Annotated in this window: 1 protein-coding gene; it reads right to left on the bottom strand. The window is 59.1% G+C overall.

From position 1 onward, the window contains the following. On the bottom strand, positions 1 to 225 hold a 225-nt coding region (locus DIE23_RS39850; protein WP_185646629.1), incomplete at both ends, for a hypothetical protein.

Genomic DNA, 225 nt, shown 5'->3' with positions numbered 1-225 from the left:
GATCCGTCAGCCATGCCGTCGAGCTTGACCTGATCGGTGCCTTGCGTCAGATAGATATCATTGCCGTTGAGCGTGACAGCGACCGATGCCGGCGTCAGACCGGTACCCAGTTGCAGTACCTTGCCGGTAGTGCCGCCCCAGAAGTCGAACTCGTTGATCTCGAGATGGCCATAGCCCTGGTTGAAGATGAAGGTGTCGGCTCCGCCATTGCCGATCTCGACGTCG

This window comes from Burkholderia sp. Bp9143 (genome assembly GCF_003853645.1).
In the GTDB taxonomy this organism is placed as follows: domain Bacteria; phylum Pseudomonadota; class Gammaproteobacteria; order Burkholderiales; family Burkholderiaceae; genus Burkholderia.
This window is presented reverse-complemented; position numbering and strand designations above follow the sequence as displayed.